General features: G+C 35.1%; 5 protein-coding genes. 1 reads left to right on the top strand and 4 read right to left on the bottom strand.

The annotated features are described in order from the left end of the window. Positions 1-669 precede the first annotated feature (669 nt). The 4 genes from C8K15_RS19660 to C8K15_RS19675 form a co-directional block, all read right to left on the bottom strand. Positions 670-1041, bottom strand: coding sequence for a hypothetical protein (locus tag C8K15_RS19660; protein ID WP_108588081.1), 372 nt, complete (start codon positions 1039-1041; stop codon positions 670-672). 408 nt (positions 1042-1449) lie between these two features. Further along, entirely contained in the window at positions 1450-1935 is a 486-nt protein-coding gene (locus C8K15_RS19665) for a DinB family protein (RefSeq protein WP_108588082.1), read from the bottom strand. 346 nt (positions 1936-2281) lie between these two features. Further along, positions 2282-2845, bottom strand: coding sequence for a GNAT family N-acetyltransferase (locus tag C8K15_RS19670; RefSeq protein WP_108588083.1), 564 nt, complete (start codon positions 2843-2845; stop codon positions 2282-2284). Between the two features lie 374 nt (positions 2846-3219). After that, entirely contained in the window at positions 3220-3684 is a 465-nt protein-coding gene (locus tag C8K15_RS19675; RefSeq protein ID WP_233260590.1) for a P-loop nucleotide/nucleoside kinase family protein, read from the bottom strand. A 368-nt stretch (positions 3685-4052) separates the two neighbouring features. Between C8K15_RS19675 and C8K15_RS20500 the strand changes: the two genes are divergently transcribed. Beyond that, positions 4053-4220 (top strand): hypothetical protein, encoded by a 168-nt coding sequence (locus tag C8K15_RS20500; RefSeq protein WP_158268372.1) that lies wholly within the window; start codon positions 4053-4055, stop codon positions 4218-4220. Positions 4221-4439 lie beyond the last annotated feature (219 nt).

The following is a 4439-nucleotide window of genomic DNA, read 5'->3' on the forward strand; positions in this document are numbered from 1 at the left end:
AGCACGCATAATGAACACGCTTGGCAATATCCATACCGACAACGAGTGTATTTTCAGTCACTTGATTAATTTTTTCATTGCATTTAAACTGCATAGAGAAGTCCTCCTTGTTTGATGATGGGTCAATGGTCGTTGACACTCATGCATCATACTAGAGGGCTCTTTTTCTTTCAAGACCTCGAACATCCTTCAAACAGGAATGCTGCCCCGTTAGTTCAATAAGAAAAAGGGCTGCTTAAGCAACCCACTGATCTTTAACTAAGCACCCGTTAGTTGATCAAGAAAACTAAACGAACAGTTGCTCCAGTAACCCTATAAACAGGATTGATAATATTACAATTGGTATTGAAATTAATATCTTATTTCGTAATCTAATATTCTCGAATCGTCTATATATCTTTTTTAATACTCGATAAACGATTACTATGATAAGTAACTTTATACATATTGCTATTAAATCAACAGAAGTAAATGGTTTACTTATGTATTTTCCAAAGGGAATGTTGATAACAAAAAGTGCTGAAAATATGATGAATTGATAAATAAAAAATCTAACATAATTCAAAGGTGATTACTCCTATTCGATGGTTATTAATGTATCCTTTATAGAATACTTCTACATTTAGTATATACTTCATGACCCCTTACCTTGTTCAACTAACCTGCCCGTTAGTTGAAGAAGAAATTTTCTGGATATAAATAATCCTCTTCACTATCTACATCAGGATACTTAGTAAATACAGACTCAAATTCACCGTTATCGATAAGATAATTAATTACTTCATAAATTCTTTCTTTGCTCACAATATCAATTAAAACCATATCACTCGCCTGATAGTAGGCTCCTTTCATACATTCACCTGACTCTGCATTCTTTTCTCTATGGCTTTCAATGTTTCTGTATGTAAAAAATGTTGCCATCCATACAGTACGATCTGAAAAAGTAACTTTGACATCCGTATTTTCATCCTCAATATCCCATTCAGCATCTTCCCACTCTTCAGCTTCTATCCATATATGTTTTTTACTCTTTTCTATCATAGAAATTCCACCTTATACTTTTTTCACTAATGCTTATTGAACTAACCTGCCCCTTTAGTTGAATTAGAAAAAAGAGCTGACAATAGCAGCTCAACGATCTTCAAGTAAAGCACCCGTTAGTTTAAGTACAGGACTTCACAATCTTTTTTCACCTCATTAAACTCAATCCCTAAATGTGATGTCCATGTAAAAAGACGCCTTCTTATTAATGAAAAGCGCCAGACTGTTGATTAATGAAATATTCGAAAAAGTTACAAACGTGAGTTCTTATTTAACTAACAACACCTGTATAGCCAACCATGAAGCAGTAAAATCACTGCTTCACCATAGAGAATGAAAAGGGCTTCACACCGTCATTACATATAAATCGGCTGGGCGGGGAAGGTCGTTGTACATATTGCGTTTAGATCATACGCCACTCCAAGAGGATTGCAACTTTCGCAACAGAACAATTTGGCCGAGATGATACGTATCGTGCATCATGATATTGCTGAGTAAACGCTCAACAGAGTACCTGTTAGCTGCATACGGAGCTTTTAGCTTTTCATCATCCAGGTCCGCAATGACCGTTTTTAATTTATTCATGACTTCACTAAGGCGCTGCACTGTCTGGGCCCACCCAATTTCGTCTTCTGGATCCCCCGCTTTTCCAAAGGTTTCTTCATTTTCTTCTGGCTTATGCGGATTCTCTGTGCCCTTAATTCGATGGATCACGTCGTCATTCCAAAATATCAAGTGGTTGACAATCTGCCAAATTGAATTGCTGCCCGGACTTGTCCATGCTGCCTCAGCTGCGATGACTCCATGAAGCGCCTGATTTATGGATGCAAACCACTCATTCTCATAGCAATGCATATCTAGTTGTTCTAAAAACATTTCGACTACAACTTGCATAAAACCAATCCCCTCAATGTATAGTGTAATCCTTCAAAGTTAAAAGAGATGAATAAATTTGACTATAGTATCTAAAAAAGTATAAACCAAGTGTGTCCCTTCATGTAGGACATACATTTCTCTCCAGCTTCTAATTTTCTCCAACATGGCAGGGTAATCCGAATGATTTATTCGACTCACCCAGTTCTTATTCCTTCATCATGTGGAAGTGGATGCATCCGCTTTATCAACAAATTTTGTGTATCCTTATTCAACAAAACCTTCCCCTATACTTCAATAAGAACGTGCTAAAATCCTTATTGATCATCTCTTCATTTAGTTAAAGTGAAATCATCTTTCACGAAGTTTACTTTATTAATGAATAAATACAAGAGTCAGTTAGCTTGCTACCATCTGCGGATAGATCATCATTTCTTAAGGTTCCTTCTAGTTCAAAACCTAGTTTTTCTGGAATCGAACGACTTTTAAAGTTCGTTGATTCACATCTTATTTCAATCCTTCTAAATTTGAGTTGTTGAAAGCCAAGGTTAGTTAACTCACTTACTGCTTCTGTCATATATCCATTGCCACTAAATTGCGAGTTAATCCAGTATCCAATTTCACATTTAGAAATCTTCCAATTAATTCCGTGAAGGCTAGCAGTTCCAATAAAATCGTTAGTACCCTTATGAAAGATAAGATAGCGAAAGCTTTCTCTTTTCAAAAAATCTATATGGGCATTTCTCAGGATAATTTCTGTTTCTTCAACAGTAGGAATTGCCTGGTATAAAAGCAACCATTGCTTTAACTCATTAATTGAATCCTTAATAGCTTGGTTTACAACATTTCCGTCACCAGCTTGAAGTGGTGCTCGAAGAAATAGTCTGTCTGTTTCTATTTGTAACGGAACATCTATTAAAATAGGAATCATATAATTTCCCCTCTCGAAAACTTTAAATTATGACCTAATGAAACTTATATAATATAAAAACTTTCACCCTTTTTTATAATTAACTCCAGTATAGATTCATTTAAATTGCTGTTAATGTAATTCAACAAAAAAGCACATTAATCCTGCATCCCTTCCCTTTCGTCCAATAATTCACATTTTCTAATTAACCTGCCCCGTTAGTTCAAGAAGAAAAGAGCCGTCAAAGAGCCCAATGATCTTTAACTAAAGCATGAAGTAGAATAAAGTATTTTCCTACTTGAAGTAAGTCTTAGTGGTTTTTATTTGATAGGTCTAATTTTTAATTACAATTTCTCCTTCACCTTTTGGAACTTCGAAACCATTAAGGTAAGAAGTTAAAAGTTCTTCTGAAATAGGGAACGAATTTGCATCAAAACGTTTGTTACGTAACTTAAGTCGTCCACGTAATCATTTGGATGAACTTTTAAATAGATAAGTTTCCATTTACCGCCAGAATCCTCAATAAGTTTTTTATATTGGTTCCTTCTTACACGACCCCAAAAACTGAAGTCAATTACCACCTGTTGTTTATCGTGAATTAACTTTATTAAACGGTTGCGTAATTTTCTTTCTGCATCTTTCCTGTATTCCTCAAATTTATCCAATGGGAAATCAATTCCCCAACGACCATTAGTAGCCCATATTTCTTCATCAATAGAAAGACGTACAAAACCTTCCTTTTCTAATAGTTGTGAAAAAGTAGTTTTTCCTGTACCAGCCACACCACACATCATCACCACTAAAGGAGTTACATCATTTCGTTCACGATGAATTAAGTCAAAATTAAATTTTTCAAACATCTGCATATTCCCCCACATTTTTTGATGTGAATTCCTACATTACCTTAAGTTAATCTTAAACGACTTTTTACTAAACTGCCCCGTTAGTTCAATAAGAAAAAGCTAACCTGTAAAGGGAGCCTGTTGTTCAACTAAAGCACCCGTTAGTTGAACAAGACTTATTGAAGTGTTGACATATACAGCGAATCAGGAGGAGACATCGTAATGAAAGTCATAAAGACAATTGTGTAATGTGCAACGTTGAAATCGACTTAGAAAGTACGGGATATCATTTAGATTCGGAAGAAGGCGTTTGGTGTATGAGTTGTGCTGAACAAGAATCGGATTATTGACATAAAATGCGAATAAGAAAGAGGGGTTTGAATTTGTTGAAATTCTTAGTTGTTTCGTTATTGATTGTTTCTTATATAGATACAATTCGGATTGCCAAACCTTCAAAAAACCAAGTTAAAGGGGTTCATCACGATGCTCTTTGGGCATCTATTCACACAATGGCGTATGGTTTGGCGGTAGCATTTATTTTATTTGACGTATAACAGTATTTAATTAGTTCGCAGTTCAACCATACTACGCTTCTTCAACTAACCTCCCTCTATAAACATTGATGTATCAACGGTTCTCACCATGTCATGATGTAGAGTAAATATTTTTTCACATAGCTTATAAACAGAGTCTTGAATTTCTTGTTTTTATTACCAAATAGAGCGTACGCTTCGCTAAAACTAATGGAAATCATTAGCTTTTTTCTCCACTAT

Source organism: Paenisporosarcina sp. OV554, assembly GCF_003058165.1.
In the GTDB taxonomy this organism is placed as follows: Bacteria; Bacillota; Bacilli; order Bacillales_A; family Planococcaceae; genus Paenisporosarcina.